Raw genomic sequence first — 24,311 nt, 5'->3', positions numbered from 1 at the left:
CAGGGGCGGCCAAGGCTTGCTGAAGCCATCCGGCTTGGCCGGCAGTTGCAGGCCGCGTCGCGGACAGGCACAGGCCCGTCAATTGACGGGCCTGTGCTCGACTAGCGACAGCTTTCGAGCGACCTTTGTTGAGGCCTCGGGTATGAAATTTCCAAGCGAAGACGGTGCCAAATATCGAAGGCTCGATGTGCTGGACACGACGGGCGTCCCTTTCATCGTTTACTCGGGCGCCGACGTCGAAGATGCCGCTGCCTTTTTTATCAAACTGACCACCCGCGCTATCTCCACGGGCTTGTCGAGACGTTCAACGGTCTTGAATCGAGAGGGGATTCCGCCGGTGCCGTATCCGGTGACGAATGCGAAGGGTAAGTTCCCAGCAGCCAGCTTGTCTGCGATCGGAATAGCGGACACTCCATCGAGGTTCAGGTCGAGTATGGCGAAATCCAGATGATCTGTATCGTCGAGAAGAGCAAGCGCGTCATTCAGGGAGCCAACCGGCCCGACGACCTGCGCACCGGCACGGGCAAGAGAGCGCGCCAGTTCGTCGGCGATGAAATAATCGTCCTCAACAACAAGAATGGCTAGGCCAGCAAGGGTTTCGACCGTCATCTGTCTTATTCCTTCCACGCACCGAGAGCGATCGGAGCCAGGATAGTGCAGCGGATGCCGCCGGCGCCCATTTCATAGGTGGTCTTGGCTTTGAGTTGATAGGGGAGTGCGCGCTCGATGAGCTCCCGCCCATAGCCAGAACCCTTGGCCGGCGCGTCTGCGGCCGGCATGTTGTCAACGCCAGTTTCCACCCACTCCAGGAGCAAGGCCGGCGATCCGCCGTCAGATTCATTTTCTAGACGCCATCGGATCGTAAGACCGCCTTGTGGAGATGCCAGCGCTCCGTATTTGACAGCGTTGGTCGCCAGTTCGTGGAGAGCCAGAGCGAATGTCTGGATCGCTCGCGATCGCAAACGGATCCCCGAAGGCCCGTCCAGCATTATCTTTTCCCTGTCGGTAACATGCGCGGCCAACTCGGCGTCAAGCAGATCATCGAACGTAATCCGTTCATGTTCGCCCAGCTGGGAGAGAAGGCTCTGGACTCTAGCAACTGCGGCCAGCCTGTGCCCAAAAGCCTCTGCGAAGTCTTCCAAGGTCAAGCTTGCTTCGATGGTCTTTAGCGACAGCGACCGTATGACCGCGACGATGTTGCGGGTGCGATGCTGGAGCTCCGCCAGCATCACCTCCTGGCTGCTCTGCAGTTCCTTCAGCTGCTGTACATCAGTGCAGGTCCCGAGCCATTCGAGCCCTAAGCCGCTTCCTGGAAGCGAGCGGCTGTGGTGCCAGATATATTCCCGGTCTGAAGCGCGACGGATACGATATTCGCATTCGAGCCCACCCTTGGCTTCCGCCTCCCGCCAGGCCGCAGTCACCATGTCACGGTCTTCCGGATGGATGGCGTTCAGCCAACCCATCCCGACGCTGTCTTCATCACGCTGTCCTGTGAACCGTTCCCACTGCGGGCTTGACCAGATGCGAAGGCCAGCGGATCGGGCCCGCCAGACCAGTTGCGGAACACCCGCTATGAGCGATCGCTGCAAGGCTTCGCTCTCCAAAAGCCGCTGTTCGGTTCGATGTTTTTCGGTAACATCCTGGCCGATCTTGAGGAACCCTCTTACCGAACCGTCGGGGTTTCGAAGGCACACGGTCGAGCCGTCGACGAAAACCTGCGAGCCGTCCTTGCGCACGTGCCATCGCACGTCGGGAGCCGAACCTTCGCGTCTGGCCGTCTCGATCTCCTTGCGATCCTCGCCCTGCGCCCGATCTTCGGCAGTGAAGAGTTCGCTGCAAGACATTCCGGCGGCCTCCTCTGCCGTCCACCCGAAGACTTTCTCAGCACCCTTATGCCAGTCGACGATCCGATCCTGCGAGTCCGCGACGAAAATCGCGTAGTCGCGGGCATTCTCGACGACCAGTGCGAAACGTTCCGCCGTCGATTGAAGGGCCTGCATCTTGTGGAGCCTGTCGATCACCGGACCAAGGATCGTGGCGTAGGTTCTGAGGAATTGTGTGTCTTCCTCACCGAAATCCCTCGGCTCGACGTCGTCGACCTGAAGCAGACCGAAAGTACGGTTGCCCGGTAAGAAGATCGGGACGTTGGCGAGCGCGGCGACACCGGCCGCTCGCATGAAATCGGGCGTTTTGAACCGCTCTTCCTTTGTGATGTCCTGAGTGATTACGGGCTCGCCGGTCCGGATTGAATAGGTCTCGGAGGAATGGTCCTCCATGTCCAGCTCGAGACCGACAATGTCAGGCTGCCATCCAACTGCGGCTCGCACGCGCAGCCTTTGACCACCCTCCTGAATTTCCAACACCTTGGAGCGGCGCGTTTCGACAGCGTCGCTGACCAGACGACAGGCCTCGCTCAGGACCGCATCCAGATCGTCGGAGCGAAGCGCAAACTCCCCGAAGTCGGCGAGGACTTTCTGACGCTTGATTAACTGCCCATGATCCAGCACTTGCTTCCTCGGGCCTGTCATTTGAATTCCCCCGAACATCCAGGAAGACGATCAGTTCCCAACAATGCGTGACGAGCAGCAGCTAGCGTCATCCGCACGCGAAATATTATTTAGCGTTGAGACGGAATTTAGCGAGTGATGGGCGGACAGCTGCCTCTCCCACAGCAAGCAGCTGAAAGGCATCATCATTAGAAAAGCAGCTGCTTCCGTGATTGCCGAACTGGTGATCTGCGCCACGCTAACGCCATCGGCCACCGTGGGATTGGTTATGACAGGGAAATCCAAAAGGAGCCCTAGGGTGGGAAAGATACATTTCACAGTTTGATGGTCGTAGCCGAATTTACTTCGGACGAGTTGTTGCCCTGGATCGCGTAGAGGGAACCTCCTGTCTCGACGCGGACACGCTCGCCCCCTGTCCGCCGCTGGGAACCCAGACGCCGCGGCCTTGTTAGGCAAAAGGACCGTACGACAATCAGTCTCCTGTATGCTGCGACCCCTATCGCAGTCGTCGTGCGGTCCGCCTCAGCTGCTGATCTTGGATTCCTGCGAACTTACGGGAACCGCCGTCGCGGACGGTGGTTAGGCGCTTGGATTGCTGGAAAGCGCATGCGCTGCACTCTTCGCGATCCACCCCTTCGCAGGGGTTCGGGCCGCGCAGAGGCAAGTTTTGGTCCCCTCCCTCTCCAACCGCCTCTGTGCGGCCTGCCTATTCAAATTGTCTTTAGCCAATGCTTCACAATTCGCCGCCGCTCCGCCACGGCGAGAAGAAGGATACCTTTTTCCGAAACCTGTGACGAGTGCGCTTGCCGGTAGGGATGGAGTTAGCTGGGGCTCCGATGGCAATGCGGCAGTGTCCGGTATAGGATCGAAAAAGCCACTCGCTCGTGACCTGGAGAATGAGGCGCGAAACACGATCATGAACCGCTTTTCCAATCCCAGTCGCGCTCGTGAGCGCTTCCTTGAAGCCCTCCTCCAGAGCGCCATTGAATATGCGATTATTGCTGTGGATCTCGATGGTCTCGTGACCACCTGGAATGAAGGTGCACGCCGGATCCTCGGGTGGGACGAGACTGAAATTATCGGCCGCCCCGTGGCCGCGATTTTCACGGAGGAAGACCGGGAGGCGGGCGTTCCTCGACAGGAAATGACCGCCGCCCTGGCGCAGGGACACGGAGATGACGAGCGCTGGCACGTTCGAAAGGACGGCTCGTTATTTTGGGCGTCTGGCCAGATGATGGCATTGCGGTCGGATGATGGCGAGCTCGAAGGCTTCCTGAAGATCCTCAGAGATCGCACCGAGCAGCGGGAAAACGAGGAGCGTCAGCGCGTCATGATGCACGAACTCTCTCATCGCATCAAGAATACTTTGGCCGTCGTCCAGGCGATCACCAATCAATCCTTTCGAAGCGCGAGCAGCATCGAGGAGGCGGAGCAGTCGATCTCGGCACGCATCAATGCCTATGCAAACGCGCATGATATTTTGCTGCAGAAAAACTGGCGGTCGGCGGCCATGGAGACGATCGTCGAGGCGACGGCGATCAATCTTGCAGTTAAGCCAAACCGCGTCAGAGCAAGCGGCCCTTCCGTTAATCTCACCCCGCAGGCGGCCCTTGCCTTCTCCCTCGTGCTGCACGAGCTCGTGACGAATGCGACGAAATACGGGGCTCTATCGGTGGATACGGGGTTTGTCGAGATCGAGTGGTCGGTGCGCCGAAACGCAGGCGACGATCGCTTTACCCTGCTTTGGGAAGAGCGCGGCGGGCCTGTCGTGGAGACACCAATAAAGAAGGGCTTTGGCTCCCGGCTTGTGAAATCGAGCCTCGCCGCGTTCGGAGATGTCTTTCTCGATTACGCTGCAACGGGCTTTACCATCAGGCTCGATGCGGCGCTTGAGAAGCTCCAGGCTCAAAGCTATTCCGGCTCCAATCGTGACCAGGGGTGAGCGGGTGGTTCCAATCGCGGCGATATCGTCTGCCGATGCTTTGTAAATCTTTCGCAAGTGGCAGCGCGGCGCCCGATATTCATCTGACGGCGGCCGGCGCGCAAAATCTCAAATGCACCGACCGTCAGCCGCGTCCTCCCCACAGGCCCGCGCAGAATGGTGCGTTGAGTGGACATTGACGGCGAGGTCTCTGGACGAAAGCCCTGCTCGTCAGGGCCAGGAATGTGTGCTGATGCCTGAAGCAGACCCGCGTTCCTTCCAGGATCGCGACCCCACGGGTTTTTGTGGAGGCTGACGGTCCGTCTGCGGGAACAAAGGTAAAAGATCGCGGTTGGGCGCCCACAAGGATCAACGCCATGGAGCCGTCGATGACAGACGAATTTTCCGTTCCGGCAGGAGAACGCAGTCCGTCTGCGACCTCACCGGCAACCGGCCTGAAAAACAAACTCACCGAAGATGTCAACTCGACGAAGGAGATGATCAAGGAGGGATCCGGCGCCGTCATCGAGAAGGTCGACGAGGTGGTTTCCGAGCAGGCGCACTTTGCCGCCCATCAGGTGAGCGGCATAGCAAAGGCTCTGGAGAAGGTGGGGGCAGAACTGGAGGGCTCTGATCAGCGTCAGGTCGGCCGCTACGCTCGCGAAATCGGCCAAAGCATCGCAAATGTTGCCAAAAGGATAGAGGGCAAGGACCTCGGCGAGATCGCCAATCTGGCCGAGAGTTTTGGGCGCAGGCAGCCAATGGCTTTTCTCGGAATCGCAGCGCTTGCCGGTTTGACCGCAAGTCGCTTTTTGGTCGCATCTTCGAAACGGAGTGATCAAGCCCGACCAACCGGGTCATCGGAAGCGGCGAGGTCGGTTTCTGGAAGGGAGGGCATTTCAAATGGCTAAGCCCGCGGAAAACACGCCTCTGTCCGAATTGATCGGCGGACTCTTGCGTGACGTCACCGGTCTTCTGCGCAAGGAAATCGATCTGGCCAAAACCGAAGCCTCGGAAAAGCTGTCGAATGCTTTGAGCGGTATCGAAATTCTCCTTATCGGACTGGTCATGGCAATTGGGGCGGTCGGTGTTCTCTTAAGCGCGATTGTCAGCGGTGTGGCGGCGGTGCTCGTCGCCCAAGGCTTTGCCGAACCGACGGCCAATGCGCTCGCGTCCATCATCGTCGGCGCGGTGATCGGCGTCATTGCCTGGATCATGATCGCGCGCGGTCTCGCCGTCTTCCGACGCAACAACCTGACGCTCGAACGAACCACGACTTCGCTTGGCCGTGACGTGCAAACCGTGAAGGATAAACTCTGATGGAAACGTCAACAGATAAAACATCGGCCGAACTCCAGCGAGAAATTGAGCAAGATCGGCAGCGGCTTGGAAATCGAATAGACGCGATCCAGGAGCGAATGTCGCCCGGCCAACTGGTGGACGAGGTTCTTGCCTACGCAAGGAATAGTGAGGGCAGCGCGTTCGTCGGGAACCTTGGACGCGCTCTTAAAGAAAATCCACTTCCTGTGGCACTGATGGGCGTCAGTCTGGCCTGGCTTATGGCCAAAGGCGCCCCTTCGTCGACGACCGCTTCTGCTTCGACGGAGCCCGAATATGCCCTCTATCCCGTGCAAGGGCCGGTGCGCCGCCTTGGACCGCCGGCTTCGATCGGCGGTGTGCGGTACAGTCATTTCGGCGATGGATCCGGCCAGAAGCTGAAAGCGCTGACGGACGAGACGGGTCGCCGCGCCGGCCATTTTGTGGACGAGACAGGCAAGACCTATCGCGGTTTTGTCGATGCCAGCGGCAAACAGGTCAATCAAATCCTCGATGAGACGGGGGCGATGTTCGACGCAGCATCCGGCTGGGCTGCAGAAAAATGGGAGCAGGCGAAGACGACCGCGCAAGGCCTTGCCGATAGCGCAGCCGGTGCCGCCAGCTCGTTGACCGGCCGAACCGCCTCTGCCGCGACAGATCTCCAAGATCAGACCGCCAAGCTCAACACCATGATCCTCACACAGTTTCGCGATCAGCCATTGGTCGGGGGAGCGCTCGCCTTTGCTGTGGGCGCTGCTATCGGCGCGGCACTACCGAGCACGGACACGGAAGATGAGTTCGCCGGGGAAGCCTCAGATGCTGCCAAGGAAGCGCTGGGCGCTGAGACCGCCGAGCTTGTCGATCGCGGAAAAGCCGTTGCGTCGGACGTCTATGAACGCGCCGTCGAGGTGGCGTCGGAAGCCCATGATGAGATTAAGGACCGCGTTTCGAGCGAAGTAGATGCCCTGAGAGGTGGGCGAGCAAGCAGCGAGAACACGACACCGGGCTGACGAGGCCTAAGCCGCGGGCAAGCAGACCCTCTTTGCCCGAGACAAGAACGGCTCGGTTAAGCCTCGGTGCGGCGTCTCATGCCAGGTGCCGCCTGATAAGATCCAGCGAAGGAGCATGTCGTGAATGTCCTGATGTTCCCCAGAGTGAGACACGATCGCAACGCTCCCGATCCGGCTTTCGTAACCACGGACGGCGACAATCGCAAGCTCTACCGGTTTGCCCTGCAGTACGAGATGGGCGCAAAGAGCTGGGCGAGCGAAATATGGGCCTATTCGGTTCAAGATGCCGAAGAGCGCGTGGCAGCAATGCGCCTTTCACTGACGATGTGCGGTCAACTGTACGGCGAGGTAGAAGTGTAAAGCACGAGTGGCGGGGAGACACGGCTTGCCTGAAATACGACAATCTTGCAGCTCCATATTGTGACGAAACCTTGCCGTCGCGCGACGTCGTTCGCTTTCATTGGTGTGTTCGGGCACGCGTCCCTTGCGGTTCACATTCCAGCTCATCCCTTTCCGACCCATAGAGCCATCCTAAAGGGACGCCGTCGACAGCCGCCCCGCCGAGCAATCACGCTTCGGTCCGGTCAACGAGGATTGCTGGCCCCAGCTATTCGACCGGTTATGGCGCCGCCCATTTCATACAATACCGTCATCGTCGGGCGGATCAGACTTTGGTCCGCTATCGTACAGCAACGAAGAGCTCCAACGCAGCTTTCCCTCTCATCAAAGGAGGGACAAATGAAGTCCTCATTTCCGACAAGCTCTGCGTCAAGCTGCAAAACACCGTCCGCCATCCAGTCGGAGATCGTCCAGTTCACGCCGGCATTGCGCGCCTTTGCCCGGCGGTTCCTGCGCGGCGAAGACGACATCGATGACCTTGTGCAGGAAACCCTGCTGAAGGCATTGAACTCGCTCCATCTCTATCAGCCCGGCACGTCGTTGAAATCCTGGCTGTTCACCATCATGCGAAATACGTTTTGCACCAATTACCGTCGCCAGAAGCGCGAGCCGACCGCTATGGACGCGGCGATGGAACAGATTGCAATTGCACCGAGCCAGGAATGGGCACTGCGCGAGCGCGAGCTGGAACAAGCCCTGACGCAACTTCCAGACGACAGGCGACGGGCGCTGCTACTGGTGGCGACCGGAACGAGCTACGAGGATGCCGCAAAACTGTGCGGCTGCCGGCTCGGCACCTTGAAAAGCCGCGTTAATCGGGCCCGCGGGTCATTGCTGTCGATGCTCGGAAACAGCTTCGACTGAACGTCCTCTCCTATGGCCAATCGAAGGTGACCGCCGGCTGGCGCGCGGCGTTTCCCGACATCTTCAACGAAGCAAATCCAACGCCGGCACACATCGTCTCCCAACCCGAAATGGCCCGGCGCACAACGCTCGATCGCCGCAGGGAACCGTTGGTCTGCGGCGGAGTTCGACGTGACGGAATGTCGGTCAAAATTCCTGCGCAGAAATTGTCGAGAGGCGAATATGTCAGCGAGATCGAAGAAACACCCCAAGATCGGCAAAGGCAGTCATACAGCGGGCGGATGGGGAGCGGCCAGATCCACCGGCGAGATCCTTCTGCGCGAGCACGTGCCGCGATCCGGACCGTCGCTGCTTGCCCATCAAAACAAGGCCGACGGCTATATGTGCGTCAGCTGCGCCTGGGCCAAGCCTGCCAAGCCTCATCCCATGGAGTTTTGCGAGAACGGCGCGAAGGCAACCGCCTGGGAGGTCACCAGCCGGCGTGCCGACCGCGCCTTTTTCGCCGCCCATACCTTGCATGAGCTGGAAGGATGGAGCGATCACGATCTTGAGGAGCAGGGCCGCCTGACCCACCCGATGCGCTGGAACAGCGCAACCGACAAATACGAACCCGTCGGCTGGGCCGAGGCCTTCGAAGAAATCGGCCGAGAGCTGCGGTCCATCGCTCCGCAGCAGGTCGATTTTTACACCTCCGGACGGGCCTCGCTCGAAACTGCCTACATGTACCAGCTGCTTGCCCGCATCTTCGGCAGCAACAACCTGCCCGACTCCTCCAACATGTGTCACGAAAGCTCCTCGGTCGCGCTTCCCGAAAGTATCGGCTCCTCCGTCGGCACGGCAATCCTTTCCGATTTCGAAAACTGCGACTGCATTTTCTACATGGCCCAGAACGTCAACACCTCCTCGCCGAGGATGCTCCACGACCTGCAGGATGCCGTCGACCGAGGCGTGAAAATCGTCACGTTCAATCCGCTGCGCGAACCCGGCCTCGAACATTTCATCAACCCGCAAATGCCGGGGCAGATGCTGACCGGCCGCTCGACCCCGATCTCCTCGGAATATTACCAGGTGAGGAACGGAGGCGACATTGCAGCGCTCTTCGGCGTGTGCAAGGCGCTGATCGAAGCCGACGACGCGCTGAAGGCATCGGGAACGAGCAAGGTCGCGGGCGCCGACGCCGTGCCAAAAGATCCCTCGAATGCTGCAGCGGTCGCCTTTGCCGCATCCATGGCGGCAGCCGACCGGAGACATGTGCTCGACCATGATTTCATCCAGATCCACACGTCGGGCTTCGAAGAATTTGCCAATGCAGCACGCGGACATGACTGGGCGGAGCTGGAGCGGGTGTCTGGTCTGACCCGCGAACAGATGACCCAGGCGGCAAACACTTATGCCAAGGCCGAAGCCGTGCTGATGGTTTACGGCATGGGGCTCACCCAGCATGTAATGGGTGTTCAAAACGTTCAGATGGTTGTCAATCTGGCTCTTTTGCGCGGCAATATCGGCAAACCCGGCGCCAATATCTGTGCTGTGCGCGGGCATTCGAATGTTCAGGGGCAGCGCACGGTCGGAATAACCGAAAAGCCGGGTCTGGCGCCGCTCGGCAAGCTTTCGGAACTCTACCAGTTCGAGCCGCCGACCTGGGAAGGCCGCTCGACCGTCGATACCTGCAAGGCGATCATGCAGGGCGAAGCGAAGGCCTTCGTCAGCCTGGGCGGTAATTTTCTGCGCGCCGTTCCCGAAACGGAAGCTATGGAAGACGGCTGGCGAAAGCTGCGCCTGAGCGTCCAGATCGCCACCAAGCTCAACCGCAGTCATGTCATTCATGGCGAGATCGCCTATCTCCTGCCCTGTCTCGGCCGGCTGGAGATCGATGAACAAGCAAGCGGTGCGCAAGCCGTCTCCATCGAAAGCTCGGTGGCGCATTTCCACGGATCGCGCGGAAGGGCTAAGCCCGCCAGCAAGGAACTCCTTTCGGAGCCTGCGATCATCGCCGGCATCGCCAAGGCGACGCTTTCGAAGGGCCAGGTCCCCTGGGACGAATGGGTGGGGGATTATTCGAAGATCCGCGACGCGATCGAGGCGACCTATCCCGAAACCTTCAGAGACTTCAACAAACGGATGTTCCAGCCGGGCGGCTTTCCGCGGCCGGTCCCGGCCCGGCAGCGCAAATTCGCAACGGCAAACAAGAAAGCCAATTTCATAACGCCGTCACGGCTCTTTCCGGAGCTCGACATCAACCCCGCGGCCGGCAGCGTCCTCAATCTCGCGACGTTGCGCTCGAACGACCAGTTCAACACGACGATCTACGGCTATGGCGATCGTTACCGCGGTGTCGATGGCACCAGGAAGGTCGTCTTCATGAACGAAGACGACATCCAGCGGCTGGGTTTTAAGGACGGTGACGTCGTCGACCTGACCACGGCTATCGATTACGCCACGGTGCGCCGTGTCACCGGCTTCAGGGTCGCCCGGCACGATGTGCCAGCGGGATGCTGCGCGGCCTATTACCCGGAGGCCAATCCGCTTTTTCCGCTGGCCCACCACGATGCGAAAGCCAAGACCCCATCCTACAAGCTGTTGCCGGTGAGCCTCAGCCTCTCCGACGCCCCTTCGCCATCTTGATCCAAGAGCTGCGGCGATGAGCGAGAGCAGACGTTTCCATTGGATTGCGGCAGGAACTCTCCTCTGCATGCTGCTTATCGGCGCGGCGATCGGTTGGGCGAGACACCCCCGCCAGTACCGGGCCGATCCGCCGGTCACCACCGCTCTCGATCAGTTCAAGCTGATGCCCGACCGCATCGGCGGCACGCCGCCCGATGTCTATTTCGCGCTCGGCAAACCCTATGAGGCGACGGCCTTTGATTTGAGCCAGGGCAAGCGTCTTTATTCCTGGTTCGGCTGCTCTAGTTGCCATGGAGATGGACGCGGTGGAACCGGCCCCTCCTTTCTCGACGGGTGGTGGTTCTACGGTTCCGAAATGGTGTCGGTCGTGGCCTCCATTCGCGACGGCCGGCCCCAGGGCATGCCATCCTACGGGAATAAAATGACGAGCGACCAGATCTGGCAGCTTGCCGGCTACGTCAGGACGATCGGTGCCTATTCCGCACCCTATACCGCGCCGAGCCGGAACGACGACAAGCATACGAGACCGTCCGAGAACCGCGCTCCGGCCGCGGGTCTTTTCGAGGAAGGACCGGCTGGTGTCCGCGCTGATCGAGGTGTCCAGCCTTGAAAATTGCTCCGGCATGCGTGCTCTTTCTCTCCGGCTGTGCGGGCACCCAATCGGCGCTGGATGCCGATGGGCCGTCCGCCTTGGCGCTCGAGAACCTCATAATTCTGTTTGTCGCCGTCTGCGGCATCGTCTTCGTGCTCGTCATGGGCGTCATGGCCTGGGCTTTGGTCCGAAGCCCTGGCGCCCCAGACAGGCCGCGTCCGCAGACCGAGCGTTCCATGGGCAGGGTCGTCGCCGGCGCAGTCGTTGCAACTTTCGTCGTCATCACCTTCCTGACCGCTGCCAGCTTCTACGCAACGCCCGGTCTCGATCGTGGGAAGGCCGATCCCCCGACGATCCTCGTCCGGGGCCAGCAATGGTGGTGGCAGTTCACTTACCTCGATCCCGATCCGGCAAGGACATTTCAGACCGCCAACGAGCTGCATATACCGGTCGGGACAGACGTTCGCCTGCGCCTGGAGGCAAGCGACGTCATCCATTCCTTTTGGGTGCCGAACCTCACGGGAAAGCAGGATCTGGTTCCCGGACGCGAAAATGCCCTGACGCTCCATGCAAGCAAAGCCGGGGTCTACCGCGGTCAGTGCGCAGAATTCTGCGGCCTTCAGCACAGCCATATGGCGTTGCTTGTTATTGCCGAGGAGCCCGATGACCATGCCCGGTGGCTGGAAGCGCAAAGGGGAGCGGCAGTTCTTCCCGCAGATAGTGAAGCCGCAGCGGGAAAGCTCGTCTTCATGAGCAAGCCTTGCGCCGCCTGCCACACGATCCGCGGCACCGAGGCTTCGGGCACCACAGGCCCCGACCTCACTCATGTCGGCAGCCGGAGCATGATCGCCGCCGGACTGCTGGACAATACGCGGGGATCAGTTGCCGCGTGGATTGCCGATCCGCAAACGCTGAAGCCGGGAAACAACATGCCGCTGGTCCCGGTCTCCAGCGAAGAGCTGCGCCAATTGAGCGCCTATATGAAGGCCCTGCGATGAGGTGGTTCGGCAAAATTCCCTCCCCTGCCGATCTGGCAGCCGGCGACGAAAAGGCCGAAGCCGCCCTCCGGCGCACCTGGTCGACGCCGACAGGCGTGCTGGGCGCTCTCTCCACCGTCGACCACAAGATCATCGGGCGGCGCTATATCGCCACCGCCTTCGTCTTTTTGATGCTCGGCGGCGTTCTGGCGCTGGCAATGCGCCTGCAGCTCGCCTTCCCCGAGGCCCGCTTCATCAGCGCAGACCGTTACAACCAGATCTTCACCGTGCACGGAAGCAACATGATGTTCCTGTTTGCCGTGCCGGTGATGGAGGCGATGGCCGTCTATCTGGTTCCTCTGATGGTCGGCACCCGCAACATCGCCTTTCCCAGGCTGAATGCCTTCTCGTACTGGATCTTTCTCGCCGGCGGGCTGCTTTTGTGGATTTCGCTCGCCCTCGACACCGCCCCCGATGTCGGATGGTTCGCTTACGTGCCCCTGGCCGGGCCGCAATATGGCCCTGGCAAGCGGGCAGACATCTGGGCCCAGATGATCACCTTTACGGAGGTCTCAGCCCTTGCCGTTGCCGTCGAAATCGTCGTGACCGTCTTCAAACTGCGCGCGCCTGGCATGTCGCTCGACCGGATCCCGATCTTCGTCTGGTCGATGCTGGTCACAGCATTTCTGGTCATCATGGCCATGCCGGCAATCATGCTCGCCAGTTCGTCGCTCATTCTCGACCGGCTGGTCGGCACACAATTTTTCAATCCGGCCGAAGGCGGCGACGCTCTCCTCTGGCAGCATCTGTTCTGGTTTTTCGGCCACCCCGAGGTCTATATCATCTTTCTGCCCGCCGTCGGCATGGTCTCGGCGATGATCTCCACCTTCACGCAGCGCCCGACCTTCGGCTATTTGCCGCTGGTGCTGGCGATGATCGCGACAGGCGTTCTCGCCTTCGGTCTCTGGGTACACCACATGTTCGTTGCCGGCCTGCCACGCGTCGGCAGCAGTTTCTTCACCGCATCGAGCATGGCAATCGCCATTCCGGCAGGCACCCAGATTTTCTGTTGGCTCGCAACACTGTGGGACGGCCGCCCCATCTTCAAGACACCGATGCTCTTCATCATCGGTTTTCTCATCACCTTCGTCATCGGCGGGTTGACCGGGGTGATGGTGGCATCGGTGCCCTTCGATACGCAGGTCCATGACACGTATTTCGTCGTGGCGCATTTTCACTATGTGCTGATCGGCGGTTCCGTCTTCCCGCTCATCGGTGCGATATACTATTGGTTCCCCAAGATGACCGGCCGGATGATGAGCGAGACGCTCGGCCGGTGGGCCTTCGGGCTGATCTTCACCGGCTTCCACCTCACCTTCTTCCCGATGCACATTCTCGGCCTGCAAGGCATGCCGCGGCGCGTCTACACCTATCCGCCAGAATTGCCCTGGGCGGGATTGAACCTCTTCGTCAGCCTCAGTGCCGTCATCCTCGCCGCCGGCTTTCTGATCTTCTTCATCGACGTCCTGCGCAGTGTCCGCCATGGCCCGGAGGCCGGCTCCAATCCCTGGAACGCCTCGACATTGGAATGGGCGATGCCTTCGCCCCCGCCCCCTTATAATTTCCGGCATATTCCGGTGGTCGAATCCCGCGAGCCGCTCTGGACTTCGGGCGAGACGCTGCCGGTCGCAACCGGATTGCGGCTCGACCGGCGCGAACTGATCGTCAGCAGCGTCGCAGCGGCGGATCCTGAAGCCCGGGAGGCCTCGCCCGCCGACTCCATCTGGCCTTTTCTGGCAGCCATTGCCACGAGCATCATGCTGATTGCCTCGATCTTCAGCCCATGGGCAGTCATCTGGGGTGCTATCCCCGTGGCGATTACGCTGACCGGATGGTTCTGGCCGAAGCAAACGCCGGAGGACGAGTCATGAAAGAACGCATGGCGCTCGATCTGTCGCATCTTCCCCTCCATGGCATGGGCAGTGCGAGCCTGACCTTCTGGGGCACCAGCGCCTTCATGCTGATCGAAGGCACGGGATTTGCGCTTTCGATTGCCATCTATTTCTATCTGATGAGCCTGGCGCCACGGTGGCCGATCGAAGCCCCACCTCCGGATCTTACCGCCGGGACGATCCTGACCCTGCTGCTTGTCGCCAGTGTTGTGCCGAACATTCTGGTGTCGCGGTGGGCGAAGCGGAAAGACCTTCGCAAGGTGCGGGCAGGACTGATCGTCATGGCCATTCTCGGCCTTCTTCCCCTTATCCCTCGCGCCTTCGAATTTCCTGCCCTTCATGTCAGCTGGGACGACGATGCTTATGGATCGATCGTCTGGACCATGCTTGGCCTGCACACGACCCACATCGTCACCGACCTCGTCGATACCGTCGTTCTCGCCTGCCTGATGTTCTCAAAACACGCTGACAATACGCGGCGCTACGGCGACGTGGAGGACAACGCGCTCTATTGGAACTTTGTCGTCCTGACCTGGCTTCCCATTTACGGATGCATCTATTGGGTGCCGCGGCTATGAGAACAGCAAGCGCATTCATTTTTCTTGCTGCCATTGCGGAAAGCCAGCCGGCACTCGCGCATGAAGGCCATTCCCACGCGAGTACACTTGCATGGACGGCCGATCCCTGGATACTTGCCCCACTTGTTCTTGGCGCTGCCCTTTTTGCCTGCGGCAGCCTTCGCTTCCGGCCCCGATCGTCCGCTGGCCGCCGTGCCTTCGCGCATCGGGCTTTTACCTTCTGGAGCGGCTGGCTCGTGCTTGCCGGTGCACTTGTCTCGCCGCTGCATTGGCTGGGCGAACAGCTGTTTACCGTCCACATGATCGAGCACGAACTGGTCATGGCCGTTTCCGCGCCGCTCGTCGTTCTAGCGCGCCCGGCAGCGATGTTGCTCTGGGGACTTCCAAGGATGATCAGGCGCAGGGCAGCTCAGGTGCTTGCCACAAACGCACTACGGCGGACATGGACCTTCCTCAGCAGCGGCACGGTGGCGACCGTCGTCCATGGGGTGGCGATCTGGGCATGGCACGCGCCTATGCTCTTCGACACCGCCGTCGAGAGCGTCCCTCTTCACCGGCTGCAGCATCTTTGCTTTTTCACGACCGCCGTCCTGTTCTGGTGGTCCGTCATCTGGAAGACCCACAAGGGGCTCGCCGCCTGGCATCTCTTCCTGACCATGCTGCACATGAGCGTCCTTGGCGCGCTCATCGCGCTTTCGCCACAGGTGCTCTATAGCCTGCAGACACACGGGGCATCGGAATGGGGGATTTCGCCGCTTGAAGACCAGCAAATGGCAGGCCTGGTGATGTGGGTTCCGGCGGGGGTCATCTACGCTGGTGTGGCGCTGGCATTAGTCGCCCTTTGGATCAAGGGCTCTGGAAAGCGAGGCGCAGGTGGAACGCACATCATCGCCCAGTAATTCCCTTCGTTCGGTCATCATCGTAGGCGCGTGTGTCTTGAGCCTGACTGCGGCATTGGCGTTGACCAACGACTATCGTGAGCGATCCGAAAGACGAGCCAGCGCTGTCGCCATGACGAAGGGCGATCCGGCCCGCGCGCCGATGATCTTTCGCCGATACGGATGCACCGGATGTCATACGATCCCTGGCATCGAGGGCGCCGACGGCAAGGTCGGCGGCGATCTTAATGGGCTGCGCGAGCGGGTTTATATCGCCGGTGTGCTCAACAATTCGGCCGACAACCTCGTTGACTGGATCGTCGCCCCGCAGACCCATTCTCCGAAGACCGCCATGCCACCCACCGGAATATCCGAACAGGAGGCGCGCGACCTGGCCGCCTATCTCTACGCGCGCTAGCGCACACCAACGTTGCCATTCTGCGTTTGGCAGCCGGCAGCTTTTCCGTCAGCGCCCCGACATTGGGATCAGCGGATTATCGTTTCTTAAGGGCGAGATTGGGCGCATGATGTCGTAGGAAGAAGGAGCTCAAGCATGGAAAGGGCAATGGTAGAAAAACATTTGGAGCAGGCACGAGAGCATGTTGCCCTGGGCGGACAACACATTGCCAGGCAGCGGGAGATCGTGGCCGAAATGACCGATCGCGGCGTCGATGCGACGGAAGCGATACGGCTTCTGGTGAATTTCGAAGAGTCACAGGTCATGCATCTTGCTCACCTGGACAGGCTCAAAGCCGAACTGCTTGCGTTGCGAGGAGAGCGGGAGACGAGCATCAGCCGGACGACTCCGGCCTCATAGGATGCAATGATTGATAGCGCGCCGGCTCAGAGCGCTCGTGCGGTGACGATAGCGGTTTGCAAGGCTTCCAACAGTCGCCCCATATCAATGGGTTTGGAACAGCAATCGACTGACCGGAACCTCGCCGGCAAGATAGACGCGTCATAGCCTGTCGTAAAGACGAACGGAACCTTGCGCTCAAAGAGCGCATCGGCAAGCGGGTATACCGGCTTACCCTGCAGGTTGACGTCCAGCACGGCTGCGTCAAGCGCATCCGGCCTCGCCAGCAGCTCCACCGCACGCTCCAGTGTTTGTGCCGGGCCGATCACCACGGCTCCGGCATCAGCCAGTTCCAGGGACAGATCCTCCGCGAGCATGAACTCGTCCTCGACGACCAGCACATAGCAACCGCGCAGCACCCCATCAGCCATAAGCGTCATCCTCGCTCAGATTGCTGAGAGACACCGGGATTGCGATCATGCAATGGATCCCGTCATCGCCAATTGTGTAGGACGTCTTTGCATCGAGCTGATAGGGTAGCGCGCGTTCGATCAGTTCGCGTCCCTGGCCGCCCCCTTGCGGCCCGGAATTGGCCGGTGGCATCTTCACGCGGCTCTCCCGCCAGTCGACATGCAGCCAGGGCTTGCCGTTTCCGTCTGGCTGTTCGACCCGCCAGTTGATCGCCAAATGCGCCTGGGGCTGGCTGAGCGCTCCGTACTTGGCGGCATTGGTGCCAAGCTCGTGCATCGCCAATGCCATCGTCTGAACGGTGGTCGAGCGAAGCCTGACGCCTTCGGGACCCTGCAAGGTAATGCGGTTCGTCTCCCCTTCCGGCACGCCGTGAGCGGCCAGTTCCGAGCGGATGAGCTGGTCGAAGGTGATACGGTCGCCCTCCTGCAGACGTGACAAGAAGCCCTGCACCCGCGCCAGCACATCAAGGCGGTCGCGAAATCTCTCGTGGAAATCCGCCAGATCGGTGCTCGAACGCATTGTCTTGTCGGCCATCGACCGCACGACAGCCATGAGGTTGCGGGTGCGATGCTGAAGCTCGCCGACGAGGACTTTGGTTCGGTCGGCCGAGGCTTTTTCATCGGTGATGTCGCGGCCGATGCCGCCGATCTGCTTGACATTGCCGTCCTCTCCGAGGAGCGGGAAGTCGGCACTGCGCAACCAGCGGATCTCGTGGTCCGAGGCGCGCCTGATGCGGTACTCGAACTCCACACGTTCACCATCCCGCACCCTGCGGATTTCGGAAAGCGCCTGTTCGCGGTCTTCGGGGATGATGAGTTCGGACCAGCTGCGGAAATTGTTGCCGGTCATGGCCTGCTCGCGATCGACGCCATAGATGGCCTCGAAAGCCGGCGTCAGATAGACCCATTGCAGCGTCTCCGCGTCACGGATCCACAACACGTCGGAAGAGGCTTCGCCAAACAGCCGGAACTGCTCCTCCCCCTGCCGCAACGCTGCCTGGGCCTGTTTTCGTGCCGAGATGTCGATGCAGAACTCGGCGATCGTGCCGTCGCCGAGATCGCGTCCGGCAAACAACATCCAGCGACGCGTTCCGTCAGCCAGGAAGTATTCCTTCTCATATGGCCCGATCTTGCCGGTCTCTTTGACGGCTTCCATCTGTGCTTCGGTCTCGGCAAGGTGCTCATCCGGGGTCAGCCGGCGCCAGTGCAACTCGGAGCGCTCCATTTGTGAGCGGCTGTAGCCGGACATCTTCAAGAACACGTCGTTGGCGTCAAAGATGACGCCGTCCGACTTGAGAAAGATGACGCCAACGGCATCCGTCTCCAGGACGCGCTGCAGGCGTTCCTCGCTGCGTCGAAGCGCCACTTCCGCCTCATAGGTGGCGGTCAGGTCTGTGAAGGTAACGACAGCACCGCTGATATAATTGTCGACGCTGCGATAGGGCAGCGCGCGGGCAGCGTAATGCCGATCGTTGGCAGGGTCGCTGACTTTTCGGTCGACGGGCACCAGCGTTCGGAGGACGAGACGAACATCGTCCAGCAATTCCGGATAGGTGACGCGCGATACGACATGGTCGAGCGGGCGGCCGACGTCGGTGTCGAGCAGATGGAAGATTTCCGTTGCCGCCGGCGTAAAACTCCTGACGCGCAGGTCGTTGTCGAGAAAAACGGTGGCAATCTGCGTTGCCTCGAGGAGGTTTTTCAAGTCCGAATTGGTGCGATCGAGTTCGGTCACACGATGGGCGAGCTCACCATTGACGGTCTGCAATTCCTCGTTGACCGACTGCAGTTCTTCCTTCGAGGTTTCCATCTCCTCGTTGGCCGACTGCAGCTCTTCGTTGATCGACTGATATTCTTCGTTGGAGGATTTGAGTTCCTCGTTGGTCGATTCCAATTCTTCGATCGTCGCCTGAAGCCGGTCACGCGTCACCCGAAGATCAGTCTCCAGCCGCTGCACATGCTCTTCGCTTGTCAGCCGTCCCCCGTCAGGCGCCGTTCCCTCGGCCACCTGCCCCGCGTCTTGAAACAGCACGATCAGCGAGGTGACGTCGCCGCTGCCGAGCGGTTCGACGATAATATTAACGGCGTAGGTGCGATCATCCTGGCGCAGCAGCACTCTGGGAACTTCAACCTTGACGGCCTCGGTGGTAGCACGCTGCAAGGCAGACCGCATGTCGAGCCTGAGATCGCGGTGAGCAAGGCTTAAGAGATTGAGCGTCGCCGTTCCCGATGCCGGCTCGAGGTAGCGACCGGTGCGTCCAGAGAAATGCAGCACGTCATAGTGGGAATCGACGACCACATAGGCGGGCGCGAAGCGCTCGGCGACGACCTCCGCCTGCCGGCTGATGGTTGCCGACAGCCGGCCGGTCTGCAGCATGGGAGCTGGTGTCGAGAGCGGATGGTCGGGGCTGCGCGGGCGCGGGCTGAGCGGGAAGTCCGGAATGATGCGGGTCGCCGTTTCCAACCGTCGAAACAGGCGGTTTTTACGGTCGACGGGCGTAAAAAGCTTGGCGTGGCGGGTGACGTTCTCCGACGAGCCAAGAAACAGGAGACCGTTTGGCCTGAGGGCAAAGTGGAAGATCGGGATAACCCTGTTTTGCAGCTCGCCGTCGAGGTAAATCAGCAGGTTTCTGCACGACAGGATGTCGATGCGGGAAAACGGCGCATCCTTGACGATGTTGTGCGGTGAGAAGATGCACATCTCCCGCAATTCCTTGACGACGCAATAGGTGTCGCCTTCACGCACGAACCAGCGAGCGAGCCGCTCGGGCTGGACCTGTGAGGTGATCGCAGCCGAGTAACGGCCCGCGCGCGCAATACCCAAAGCACGGGCATCGAGATCGGTTGCAAATATCTGCACATCGGGCGGATAGTCCATGGTCGCCATATGCTCGCGCAGCAGCATTGCGATCGAATAGGCTTCCTCGCCGGTCGCGCAACCGAGCACCCAGACGCGCAGCTGGTCGGTCGGCTCCTTGCCCTCGAACAGTCTCGGGATCTCGCGCTCAAGCGCGTCGAATTCGCCTGGATCTCTAAAAAACTGCGTGACGCCGATCAGCAGGTCCTGAAAGAGGTTCTGAACCTCGTCACGGCTGGCGCGCAACCGCTCGATGTAGGTTTCGATGTTGCTGATCTGCAGCACCTGCATGCGTCGCTGGATGCGGCGCGTGAATGTCCCGCGCTTGTATCCATGGAAATCATGGCTGGTGACATTGCGCAGCACTGTGGCGATCTGCGTGATCTGCGCCTCGATCGCGCCGGACGCCTCCTCGTCCAGTCCCGCCTCTTCCTCCTCGATAACATTGCTCGCATAAAGCGCGATCTGCGTTGCAATGCTCTGCGCCTGCAGACGCAGATCCGCAATCGCCGCTGCCCCCCTGCCTTCCTCGAGAGGTCCATTTTCGCTTTCGCCGATCTCCACGATCGAAAGGCCGCCGAACTTCTTGGTTGCAGCGACGCCAGCCGTACCGTCACTGTCCAGCCCCGCAAGGACCACCGCAACGGCGCGCTCATGGGCATGTTCTGCCAGCGAAATCAACATCGTGTCGATCGTGCCACGATGGCCGACGGGTTCGGAGGCCGGCCGAATGCGAATTTGGCCGTCTTCCAACGTCATCATATCGTCGGAGCCGCCGACGTAGATGTGGTTGGCAAGGATGCGCTCTCCATCCACCGCCAACGACACCGCCAGTCGCTCCTGTCGGCCGAGCATTTCCAAGACGGCCGCGGCACTGAGACCCTCCTGCTGATAGACCGCCACAAGGTAGGATGCGCCCAGATCCACACCGATTTCCGAGAATATCTGTTCGAGCGAGCGGAGCGACTGGGTCGAAACTGCAATGCCGACGATCACGAGCGGCTGTTCGTGCTGATCCCGTTCGAGCGCGCCCGCCGATAGTTCCATGTTATCCTGCTCGTCGTACGCCATCATCGATCCATGCCTCTGTTGCACCGACTTTAAACGTTCGGCACGGCATAAAGATACACCTTTATCAGACGTCTTGGAAACGTGACGCGCGACCGTGTCGCAGCGACGTCAAGGCGGCGTCGCGCAGCGTTGCGGAATAGCGCTTATACTCTATGGCTCTCGCCTCATAGAGTTCGGCAACAGCAGTGCGACCGGTCTCACGCGCGTCACGCGCCATGCGCTCCACGAGGGTCACGCGCTCCTCCATCACCCGCATGGCAATCCTGATCGCCTCGTCAAGCTCATCGATATGCGCCGCCAGCGCGTCAGCAGTATAGGCGTGGCCGATCTGGCAGCGAAATCGCAGAGGGCGGGACCCCCGAACCTCCGAAAGCACCCCATGACAATCCGGGCAGGTAATGGCGGTCGGCGATGCAATCGTGCGAAGTTCGGCACTGCCGGTTCGCGACCCTGCGGCGATTTCAACTTCGAGCCGCAACTCGTCGGTCGGCACATCAAGTTCCGGCCCCGCGTCGCTTCCCGCGATCCCGGTCAGAAGCCTGCCGAGTTCGGCGGCCGGGGCGACATGATCGACCTCCACCGCCTCAAGTGCCGCCAGCGGCATCTGATCCGCCTCCGCATCGAGAGGGTGCTGCACGACGGTCGTGCCGCCGTTGGATTTGATCGCATGAAGGCCTGCGGCGCCGTCGTTGAGCATACCGGTCAGAACGAGCCCCACGACCCGTGGACCGAAAGACAGGGCAGCGGAACGGAACATCGGATCGATCGAGGGCCGCACCATGTTTTCCCGAGGGCCGGCGCCGAACATGATGGTTTCGCCCATCAGCAGCAGATGGCGATCGGGGGCCGCGAGATAGACACGGCCTCGCTCGATCGGCTGGCCATCCACCGCCTGCGTCACCGGAAGCTTGCATCTGGCCGCCAGCATCTCTGGCAAAAAGCCGGGGTGGTTTGCAGGAATATGGGTGCTGACGAAGATGCTTGCCGGTAGGTCGGCGGGTAAATCAGCGACCAGCGTCCTGAGGACGGCACCACTTCCCGCCGATCCGCCGATCGCAATGATGTCCTTGGTCGCAGTTGACATGACATTTGACCTTTCATGATCATGCTCAACAAATGGCGGGGCCTGATAGTTCCGCAGTGAGCACGGTCAGCCTCGTTTCTTTATTGACTGCGGCACGAGCGGCCAAACTCTCCAGCGCCGTCGAACCGTCGGCAGATCGGCCAACGGCCTTCCTACCAAGGCCGCTCCGCGGCTAACGATCAGTTCAGCCGTTCGGAGCCGCCGGCTGGATGGAAAAGCGCGACGGCGATCTGCTCGAGTTCGGCTGGCTTTTCGCAAAGCGCAAAACCCTTGTACTTCACCGGGATATGGGCGGGGTCATAGCCGGTGGCAAAGACGAAGTTGATGTCTCGCGCCTCCAGTTCATCTGCGACGGCAAATACCAGCTCGTCACCGAGATAGACGTCGAGGATCGCCGCATCGATATGTTCCCTGTTGATAAGATCGAGGGCCCGGCTGACGTTCGACGTCGGCCCGATGACCACCGCGCCCAAGTCTTCCAGCTTTCGTCGGGTCTCGTCGGCAAGGAAATATTCGTCTTCGACGATCAGGACGCGTTTTCCCGAAAAGAGTTTCGCTAGATTATTTTTTTCCACCGGGCACCTTTGCAACGAGGCGGGAGTTCTGCATCAAGTCACCGGATGCACTCCAGGCCGCTTCTGGCGTGCTGGCAGGCCGGCAAGCACCACCAGTAGTTCTTTTTCATTGCATGGCTTGTTGAGGCAAGGCATCGCCTTGAAATGCTCCGGCAAGGAACCACACTCGTAACCGGTAACAAATACGAATGGTATCCTATATTCTGCAAGCTTCTCGGCGACCGGGTAAGCCATCACTCCGCGTAGATTGATATCAAGTATAGCCCCGTCAAGATCGAAGGCCCGCTTGCCGACAAGCTCCAAGGCACCTGCAACATTCGAGACGGGTCCGGCGACTTCGGCGCCCTCGTCCTCAAGCGCCGTCATCATGCTCGACGCCGCGAGATACTCGTCTTCGACGACAAGGTAGAAGCGCCCTGCGAGGGAAAGCGAGTTCTGCATGATCTGGGCTCCTTTGGCTGTCGAACTATTGCTGAAGGCAAAAGTTGCGCCGTTCGACCGGATTAAATGTCTGCGGGTCTTTACGGAGGTGGGAGCTGCTGACCGTGGGTGGAGACCATGGACTTCATCTTCGCCCTTAGGATGGGCAGACCGCAAAAGTCGCGTTGTGATGGGCCGTATTCGTTGCGACGTTCTCCGGGCTCCTCAATGAAAAGCCCATCAAGCGTTCGTATTCCCCCTCGGGAATCCCATAGGACCCGTGAGCCTTGAGGACGAGACCGTCGCGATCGACGATAATCACCTTTCCTCGTATGGACCTGATAAGCTTTTCACCTTCCAGAATGTGGAGGGCACCTGTCACGCCGGAACGACGGACGCCGAGGATGAAAGACATATATTGATGCGTAAGATTAAGGACTTGGCTGTCAACGCGATCACTGAGCATCAGCAGCCAGCGTGCCAGTCTCTGCTCGATGGAATATCGGCCATTGGCCAAGGCGGTATAGCCGATCTGGATTCCGAGCGATCTGGCAAATGATGATGAAAGAGAGCGCAATTGCGGCGCCTTGCGCGTGACACGGAGGAAGCTGTCGACGTCGATGCGTTGAGCAGACCCCTCGATCTGCACGATAAGATTATAAGGCGTGAGCCAATCGCCTTCGAGCAATCCCGTACCGGTTATGCCTTCACGCCCGATCAGGCCGGCCTCTACCTGTGAGCCCTCAAGGGAGACGGCGACCAGCGATACAACTCCGCTTTCGATGAAGCGAACCGCTGAAGTCTCGCAAAACTGCTTTTCCAGAATCTCGCCTTGAACAAGCCGAACCGGCGTCAGATGCGGCGTGAGCAATTCAATTTCACGCGGAGAAAGCGCCGACAGGACAAGGTTTTTTTGCTCGCCCGATGACATTTCCCGGTTTCGACAGTCGGAAAGGGCGTCATAAACTTCGCTCATTTCCAGCGGTTTTTCGACGAAGATCCGATCGGCAAAACGGGGAGGAACGACATCCCGGCTGTAGCCGGTTGCAAAAAAGAAGGGGATATTGCGCTTGGATAGCGCATCGGCAACAGGAAACACCATCGTGCCACCGAGATTGATGTCCAGGACTGCAACGTCGATCTGGGCGGAATCCTGGATGTAGTCCAGTGCACGCTGTACGTTTGGTGCCGGCCCAACGATCTTCATTCCGGCGTCTGACAGCTTGGACGCGAGGTCGCTGGCAAGGACGTAATCGTCCTCGACCACGAGCGCGACCCTGGCCGGCTCATTGCAAGCCGAATTCATGCCGCCTACCTCCTGACGTGATGGTTATTCGAGACGAAACGTCTGGGGTCGCGACCTGTTCCATCTCGCCGCAATCCATCATCACGAAATTGCGGTCGGTGGTGACGCCCGT

The 24,311-nt window shown here is 60.2% G+C and carries 22 protein-coding genes; 14 read left to right on the top strand and 8 right to left on the bottom strand.

All coding sequences use genetic code 11. The annotated features are described in order from the left end of the window. Positions 1-219: 219 nt before the first annotated feature. On the bottom strand, positions 220-609 hold the full coding sequence (locus AMK05_RS24210) for a response regulator (protein WP_064841857.1): 390 nt from the start codon (positions 607-609) through the stop codon (positions 220-222). Between the two features lie 5 nt (positions 610-614). After that, positions 615-2,528: a PAS domain S-box protein gene (locus AMK05_RS24205; RefSeq protein WP_237352234.1), complete on the bottom strand. Its 1,914-nt coding sequence runs from the start codon at positions 2,526-2,528 to the stop codon at positions 615-617. 895 nt (positions 2,529-3,423) lie between these two features. Between AMK05_RS24205 and AMK05_RS24200 the strand changes: the two genes are divergently transcribed. The 14 genes from AMK05_RS24200 to AMK05_RS24135 all read left to right on the top strand — a co-directional run bounded on the left by AMK05_RS24200 (position 3,424) and on the right by AMK05_RS24135 (position 16,437). Continuing rightward, entirely contained in the window at positions 3,424-4,449 is a 1,026-nt protein-coding gene (locus tag AMK05_RS24200) for a sensor histidine kinase (protein WP_064841856.1), read from the top strand. Between the two features lie 368 nt (positions 4,450-4,817). Then, the gene (locus AMK05_RS24195) at positions 4,818-5,339 is read left to right on the top strand and encodes a hypothetical protein (protein ID WP_064842281.1); all 522 of its coding nucleotides are present in this window, start codon (positions 4,818-4,820) and stop codon (positions 5,337-5,339) included. Further along, positions 5,332-5,748, top strand: coding sequence for a phage holin family protein (locus tag AMK05_RS24190; protein WP_064841855.1), 417 nt, complete (start codon positions 5,332-5,334; stop codon positions 5,746-5,748). The genes AMK05_RS24195 and AMK05_RS24190 overlap by 8 nt, the downstream gene beginning before the upstream one ends. Continuing rightward, on the top strand, positions 5,748-6,755 hold the full coding sequence (locus tag AMK05_RS24185; RefSeq protein ID WP_064841854.1) for a DUF3618 domain-containing protein: 1,008 nt from the start codon (positions 5,748-5,750) through the stop codon (positions 6,753-6,755). Before AMK05_RS24190 ends, AMK05_RS24185 begins: the two co-directional genes overlap by 1 nt. Before the next feature lie 120 nt (positions 6,756-6,875). Then, positions 6,876-7,115 carry a hypothetical protein gene (locus AMK05_RS24180; protein WP_171899850.1) on the top strand — a complete coding sequence of 80 codons (240 nt, stop codon included), beginning with the start codon at positions 6,876-6,878 and terminating at the stop codon, positions 7,113-7,115. Positions 7,116-7,493: 378 nt separating this feature from the next. Then, positions 7,494-8,018, top strand: coding sequence for a sigma-70 family RNA polymerase sigma factor (locus tag AMK05_RS24175; RefSeq protein WP_064841853.1), 525 nt, complete (start codon positions 7,494-7,496; stop codon positions 8,016-8,018). Between the two features lie 222 nt (positions 8,019-8,240). After that, positions 8,241-10,643, top strand: a complete 2,403-nt coding sequence (locus AMK05_RS24170; RefSeq protein ID WP_064841852.1) for an FdhF/YdeP family oxidoreductase — start codon at positions 8,241-8,243, stop codon at positions 10,641-10,643. A gap of 16 nt (positions 10,644-10,659) precedes the next feature. Continuing rightward, entirely contained in the window at positions 10,660-11,253 is a 594-nt protein-coding gene (locus AMK05_RS24165; RefSeq protein ID WP_064841851.1) for a c-type cytochrome, read from the top strand. Then, positions 11,250-12,233 (top strand): cytochrome c oxidase subunit II, encoded by a 984-nt coding sequence (gene coxB, locus AMK05_RS24160; protein ID WP_064841850.1) that lies wholly within the window; start codon positions 11,250-11,252, stop codon positions 12,231-12,233. The genes AMK05_RS24165 and coxB overlap by 4 nt, the downstream gene beginning before the upstream one ends. Then, positions 12,230-14,143, top strand: a complete 1,914-nt coding sequence (ctaD, locus tag AMK05_RS24155) for a cytochrome c oxidase subunit I (protein ID WP_064841849.1) — start codon at positions 12,230-12,232, stop codon at positions 14,141-14,143. The genes coxB and ctaD overlap by 4 nt, the downstream gene beginning before the upstream one ends. Next, positions 14,140-14,742, top strand: a complete 603-nt coding sequence (locus AMK05_RS24150) for a cytochrome c oxidase subunit 3 (protein ID WP_064841848.1) — start codon at positions 14,140-14,142, stop codon at positions 14,740-14,742. Before ctaD ends, AMK05_RS24150 begins: the two co-directional genes overlap by 4 nt. Then, positions 14,739-15,641, top strand: coding sequence for a cytochrome c oxidase assembly protein (locus tag AMK05_RS24145; protein ID WP_064842276.1), 903 nt, complete (start codon positions 14,739-14,741; stop codon positions 15,639-15,641). Before AMK05_RS24150 ends, AMK05_RS24145 begins: the two co-directional genes overlap by 4 nt. Continuing rightward, positions 15,616-16,038, top strand: coding sequence for a c-type cytochrome (locus AMK05_RS24140; protein WP_064841847.1), 423 nt, complete (start codon positions 15,616-15,618; stop codon positions 16,036-16,038). Before AMK05_RS24145 ends, AMK05_RS24140 begins: the two co-directional genes overlap by 26 nt. 147 nt (positions 16,039-16,185) lie before the next feature. Next, positions 16,186-16,437 (top strand): hypothetical protein, encoded by a 252-nt coding sequence (locus tag AMK05_RS24135; protein ID WP_237352233.1) that lies wholly within the window; start codon positions 16,186-16,188, stop codon positions 16,435-16,437. Between the two features lie 26 nt (positions 16,438-16,463). Here the strand turns inward: AMK05_RS24135 and AMK05_RS24130 are convergent, their stop codons facing one another. From AMK05_RS24130 to AMK05_RS24105, 6 genes are all read right to left on the bottom strand, one after another. Continuing rightward, positions 16,464-16,847, bottom strand: coding sequence for a response regulator (locus tag AMK05_RS24130; RefSeq protein WP_064841845.1), 384 nt, complete (start codon positions 16,845-16,847; stop codon positions 16,464-16,466). Then, on the bottom strand, positions 16,840-20,814 hold the full coding sequence (locus AMK05_RS24125) for a CheR family methyltransferase (RefSeq protein WP_064842273.1): 3,975 nt from the start codon (positions 20,812-20,814) through the stop codon (positions 16,840-16,842). Before AMK05_RS24125 ends, AMK05_RS24130 begins: the two co-directional genes overlap by 8 nt. Positions 20,815-20,878: 64 nt before the next feature. Continuing rightward, positions 20,879-21,898 (bottom strand): chemotaxis protein CheB, encoded by a 1,020-nt coding sequence (locus tag AMK05_RS24120; RefSeq protein WP_064841844.1) that lies wholly within the window; start codon positions 21,896-21,898, stop codon positions 20,879-20,881. 179 nt (positions 21,899-22,077) lie between these two features. Then, complete coding sequence (locus AMK05_RS24115) at positions 22,078-22,473, bottom strand: response regulator (RefSeq protein WP_064841843.1); 396 nt, start codon at positions 22,471-22,473, stop codon at positions 22,078-22,080. A gap of 33 nt (positions 22,474-22,506) precedes the next feature. Then, positions 22,507-22,914 carry a response regulator gene (locus AMK05_RS24110; RefSeq protein WP_064841842.1) on the bottom strand — a complete coding sequence of 136 codons (408 nt, stop codon included), beginning with the start codon at positions 22,912-22,914 and terminating at the stop codon, positions 22,507-22,509. Between the two features lie 136 nt (positions 22,915-23,050). Then, the gene (locus tag AMK05_RS24105) at positions 23,051-24,199 is read right to left on the bottom strand and encodes a helix-turn-helix domain-containing protein (RefSeq protein WP_064841841.1); all 1,149 of its coding nucleotides are present in this window, start codon (positions 24,197-24,199) and stop codon (positions 23,051-23,053) included. Positions 24,200-24,311 lie beyond the last annotated feature (112 nt).

This window comes from Rhizobium sp. N324 (genome assembly GCF_001664485.1).
Lineage (GTDB): Bacteria > Pseudomonadota > Alphaproteobacteria > Rhizobiales > Rhizobiaceae > Rhizobium.
Note: the sequence above shows the minus strand (reverse complement) of the source record. Positions and strands in the feature narration are given on the sequence as shown.